This window comes from Methanomethylovorans sp. (assembly GCF_041305605.1).
Taxonomy (GTDB): Archaea; Halobacteriota; Methanosarcinia; order Methanosarcinales; family Methanosarcinaceae; genus Methanomethylovorans.
Genome location: NZ_JBFYLB010000129.1, coordinates 1 through 5,052 on the forward strand (window position 1 = coordinate 1; position 5,052 = coordinate 5,052).

The window sequence follows — 5,052 nt, forward strand, 5'->3', positions numbered from 1 at the left end:
ACATTATTGATGCTCTCCTTAGTAAGGCTGATCTTGTCCTGACCATTCAAAGTGGAAGCAACTTCCAGTAGATCCTGTATCATCCAGTTTTGCCTGTCTGCAGCTTCTATGGATTTTGCAAGAAAGGCATTTCTTTTTTCTTTGTCCTCTTCCGTGATTGCAATTTCCATAAAGCCCCTCATGATATTGAGAGGTGTTCTCAGTTCATGGGAGATATTCGAGATCAGATTGTTCTTCAGGGATTCAAACTCTTTCTGTTCACTGATATCCCTGACCATCAGTACGTATTTTAGATCACCTTGATATTCTATACTCTGGATACTCAGAAAAAGAGGAGTTACAGAACCATCTTTGGTAATAATATTAGCTTCGACGAACAGATTTACTTTTTTTGCACCGGGTGAAGCATTAAGATGCTTTTTGAAGGCAGGAATATAATTTGAGATATTGTCTTCCATTACTTCATATTTCGCAAAACCCGAGATAACACAGAAAGCCTCATTACAGAATTCGATCGTTGTCCTTGAATCCAGCACAAGGATACCATCACGACTTCCGGAGATAATTGTATTCAGGTAGTTCCTTGTTTCCAGTATTTCACGTAGATACTGCTCTTTGTCTGCTATCAGCGATCTGATATGGTCTGCCATTTCATTGAAAGAACGGGAAAGATCACCGACCTCATCCCCTGAAGTGATAATTACCTTCTGTTCCAGATTCCCTTTTCCAAACTCTACTACGCCCAGATTTAAGGCAGCAAGCGGAGAAAATATCTTCCTGGCAGAAAAATACGAGCCCGATATACCGATAGCCATCAGCAGCAACATAAAAAGTATGAGAACAACGTTCGACTGAAAAACAGATGCATTCACCCGTGCATGAGACATGCCCACATGAACTTCACCGCTTCGTCCCCCCAGAATAGGAGAGGATACATCGGTCACAAGGCCATATTCCGTATCAAGAAGAAGTGTTCCGGCCTGGGAGGAGGGAATGTTTATGTACTGAAGCTGATCAGGGAAGCCATTCCGGAAGGTATGTGCCACCACATTTCTATTTTCATCTAATATGAATACATAGAGTACATCCTTTTCTGTGGCAACAACATTTTCCACCAGCCATTGGAGATTCACATAGTTGTCAGTGAGCATAGGATTGATGCTACTTTCAGAAAGCTGCATCGCAAGATTGACCCCGCTTCTTTCAAGTTCATCATGAAGTGTTTTGCTCTGTACAACATTAAGGTATATCCCCATAAATATGCCCAGAATAAGAGTAATGGTAACAAAATGCAATACTAACTTGGTGCGAATGCTCTTATTCTTTGCTACTTTGGATATTGCAGTCAACATATTTCCGACCGGCATGGCATGATCATTCATATTCAAGTGTTTCATATGTGGAATTGTCCATTGGGATGAACATGTCGATCCCCATATTACCAAGGATCTGTTTTCCTTCTATATTTCTGTGCATTGAGATGATAACGTTTTTTATAATCTGCATTTCACCTGTGTCCATAAGGGGACTGTACACCAGCACAGGAACTTTCTGCGGGGGTGAAATATCAATAATGATCAGATCATAAATATTCTCAGGATCATTTTGTTTCATGTAAGTCCAGAAGAAACTGTCAACTTCAACACCATCCACCATTCTCTTTGATACCATCTCGATAAGCCGGTCCTGGCTTTCACTATAGGAATAACTTGAAAAAAAACTCGATGGCGTTTCGTTCATTTCAGTGAGGACCATTTCCACATAATCGGGTTCCACTTTCTCTTTGGTGAACCTGAAATCATTAAAAATGAATTTCTTACCCCGAAGATCATCAATTGAATCAATGCCAGTGCCGGAGTGAACTATCAAATACGATCGGTAGTAGGTGTTTCCCTGCATGAGGGGGATCGCCATGACCTCAAGAGCAAACTTTTGTGTACCATCATAATATGCGTCTTCCCGGACAAAGGCTATATCAAGATAACCACGTTCCAGTAAATAGTTGATCTCACGAGGGTTATCCCGCTGCACAAGTTCAACTTCCCTTCCTGTGGCTTCAGAGACATGATTTCTAAGTCCTTCATAGTATTCCATTGTTGCCTTAGGTGAAGCTACTAAAAAAACTCCCATACGTAAAGGTTTTGTTGTTTCGTTGGTTGACAATATATTGCCTGTGGATTCAAGTGAGACTTTTACCGCTTTTTCTTTCTCCAAAAATACACAGCCGCATGAAAAAATAGCTACATTTGTTATCATGAGAATGAAAACGATAAGCAAACCTGTTTTATGTTTATCATTCATTGCTCATTCACCTATACCCGAAGAGAATCCTGTTTTAGAAATATTATAATTGGTAGTATTGATTGATGATATTAATATATGGGTTTAGATATATATTTTACTGTTTAACTAGTTAAAAGTTACACATTTCTATAGACCATGTTTAAAAGTAAAAAAGAGCAGCTCGGTAGAAAACCTGTATCTTAATTGAAGCATGAGTTCACAGAGAACACAGAGAATAAAAGTGATGTTAAGTAATTCTCTATGAACTCCGTGTTCTCTGTGGTTATTGTTGATGCTGGTGAATTCACGAGCATTCCTGCAGAACCAGTTCACAGAAAATGAATCTATAACATGCACCTAATAATGGCTCACATGGATTTATAGGATCAAGGAGCCCGGGACCTGTAAGAATAAATTCGTTCAAAAGGGGGGTGTAAATGAATAACATCTTTTACTGCAAAACGGATGTTACCTCCCTGTTTTACCCAATGATCCTTCATTGCGGTAAAACCCAATGCAATGGCTCCTCCTTTTACTTGCCGATGATGCCGCCCATCATGAAACAGTAGATCTCCATCTCTTCCGGAGTGAAGGATCTGTCAGTGCGGCCCCTGGTTATGTCAAGGAAACCACATGTTGTTTCATCTCTATATTCGTGTTTATATTGTTGTTTTATCATGTTTTACTCCTCATCTTTCGTCAGAGATAAGAGGTCACGCCACCTTATATAGTTAACCAAACAAAAGTATATTCTTCTGCAAAAAATATATAGTATATGTATCTGCTTTTCGGCAGGCATTTATGCACTAGTAGCAGCACCCGTACCTCTTCGTGTTCAAATAATATTTGGACCTGCCGTTCCCGGCCTGTTTGTGCTGCCTTTGTTCCGTGTTCTTATCCTTCTTCCTGGCCTTGTTCTTCTTTTTATTGTTCTTCCTTAAAAGATCAAACCTTACCTTTTCTATAGCAAGGTCTACGGCAAGCCCCCTGAGCATCCATCTTAATGCCTGTGCCTGACAATGCTTGCTCTTTCTGGTAGTGCCAGGGAATTCTCGTAAAGCTATACTTGTGGCATGTACCCCTGCCATCTCCTCCAGTTCATGAAGCCGTGTCTCAGAAAGCGCATCCTTTGATCCGGGGTGAAGTTTCCTGAACATCAGGGACGTTGGCGTTCTGCTGGAGTTCAGTTCAGCGATCTTCGTTCTAAGGTTCTTAGATATCCGTACGCTGCCCACATCTGCTATACACGTTCTGTCGTTAGGATACACAAGGCTTATCTTGTGCCTGGTTTTGGATAACCTGTCAGCTTTATGGTTCTGAGCTCTTGGTATCCAGTGGAAATATATGTCCAGCTCATGCTTTTTTATTATGTCCTTTATCTCTTCATGGATGATCCGGATGTTGTCATCCACCACAGCATAAATGCCCCTCAGCTGATATATCACGGTCTGGCTGTCACCAAGGACCTTAAGGGGGCCCTGCCCGTCAGCCCTCACATATTCAAGCATACCTTTCTTAAGGGCAAGATATTCTGCAAAAAGAGCGTTGTTATAATCGCTTTTCTCATGGCGGTCGTTTCCGAGTATTGAAAATGAGCTGTCATGCAGGGTAACTACCCACCCCATCCCCATACAACCACCCGGATTAGGGTTGCATGAGCCATCAAAGGTCATTGTATCCATGTTTATCGTACAGGTTGTGATGTTCTTTCAGCCGTACTCAGGATATGCATCCTTTGCATGAATTATATAATTTAACAACATATAAAGCCAATCAATGCAGATCCAGTATTACTATATACAAATATATATGGCACATGATACTTATTATCAAAATAAAGAACAGCCGTATATGATGTTGAGCCAATCCCGGAAAAATATGAAAGAAAAATATTCTTGCCGGAAGGCTGTTTCCCTGGACGTTACCTCTGCATCAGAACGACCACTATAAGAAAAGCCCCTATAGCTACTACAATAATAACTGCATAGAGATAGTTTTCCACAGCATCCACGGCCATGCCTTCCACAGTAGAGAGTGCAGGTCCGATGGTACTGTTCACACCTGAAAAGGCACTCTTCAACCCCAACTCCACTGAATCAAAGGCACCGCTGATCTTTTCCAGGATCTTGCCAAGTATCGAAAGTTCAGGTGTGGATTCTTCTACGGATAGGACCTGTATGGGATCATCCTCAGATGTCACAGACATCTCCACAGAGGAATATGATCCTTCAGTTACTTCTTCGACCGTTCCCAGTGGCTCAGAAGGATCCATAGCGGTCCATTCTCCGGTCACGATGTCGTAGTTCTGCTCCACGCGCGCACCTGCTACGAAGAAAGCGGAACGCACTGTTCCCTTGTAACCTTCAATAGCTTTGAAATCACACTCTGCATACGGCAGGTTGGGAGCCTCATCAGGCTCGATCTGATAACTAAGTTCGAGGGATTCACCGGGAGATAGGAGCACGCCCTGAACGCCGATAGAATGAGAACCATCAGAAGAAGTTGTGGCGGCCAGGTCCCAATCGCTCAGGGTCATGTTGCTATCCGGGAGGCTTCTCTCCAAGCTTCCCTTGACGTAGTTTACCACATAGGGTACATGATCTTTAACATCCACCCAGGCAGCCCGGTCTCCTTCATCCTTGACCTTGAGGAGGACATCATAACCGGAACCGTTCTGTACAAGTGATTTATCCAATGTAATGTACGCACCATGTACCTTGATACTCTTACTTTCGGACTCCCAGGTAAACTCCTTACCAAAGAAATCAA

Annotated in this window: 5 protein-coding genes; all 5 read right to left on the minus strand. The window is 42.2% G+C overall.

The genetic code is table 11. The features are described from left to right. A partial coding sequence (locus tag ACCM36_RS08025; protein WP_370573231.1) for a PAS domain S-box protein occupies positions 1–1,367 on the minus strand: 1,367 nt, incomplete at its 3' end. Positions 1,368–1,374: 7 nt separating this feature from the next. After that, positions 1,375–2,301, minus strand: a complete 927-nt coding sequence (locus ACCM36_RS08030) for a PhnD/SsuA/transferrin family substrate-binding protein (protein WP_370573232.1) — start codon at positions 2,299–2,301, stop codon at positions 1,375–1,377. A gap of 514 nt (positions 2,302–2,815) precedes the next feature. Continuing rightward, positions 2,816–2,962, minus strand: a complete 147-nt coding sequence (locus tag ACCM36_RS08035) for a hypothetical protein (protein ID WP_370573233.1) — start codon at positions 2,960–2,962, stop codon at positions 2,816–2,818. A gap of 127 nt (positions 2,963–3,089) precedes the next feature. Further along, complete coding sequence (locus ACCM36_RS08040) at positions 3,090–3,965, minus strand: ribonuclease HI family protein (RefSeq protein WP_370573234.1); 876 nt, start codon at positions 3,963–3,965, stop codon at positions 3,090–3,092. Positions 3,966–4,204: 239 nt separating this feature from the next. Then, a partial coding sequence (locus ACCM36_RS08045; protein WP_370573235.1) for a hypothetical protein occupies positions 4,205–5,052 on the minus strand: 848 nt, incomplete at its 5' end.

Excerpts from the sequence above, each read along its gene's own strand:
- ACCM36_RS08030 (WP_370573232.1), bottom strand. The coding sequence starts at position 2,301 with ATGAATGATAAACATAAAACAGGTTTGCTTATCGTTTTCATTCTCATG.
- ACCM36_RS08035 (WP_370573233.1), bottom strand. The coding sequence starts at position 2,962 with ATGATAAAACAACAATATAAACACGAATATAGAGATGAAACAACATGT.
- ACCM36_RS08040 (WP_370573234.1), bottom strand. The coding sequence starts at position 3,965 with ATGGATACAATGACCTTTGATGGCTCATGCAACCCTAATCCGGGTGGT.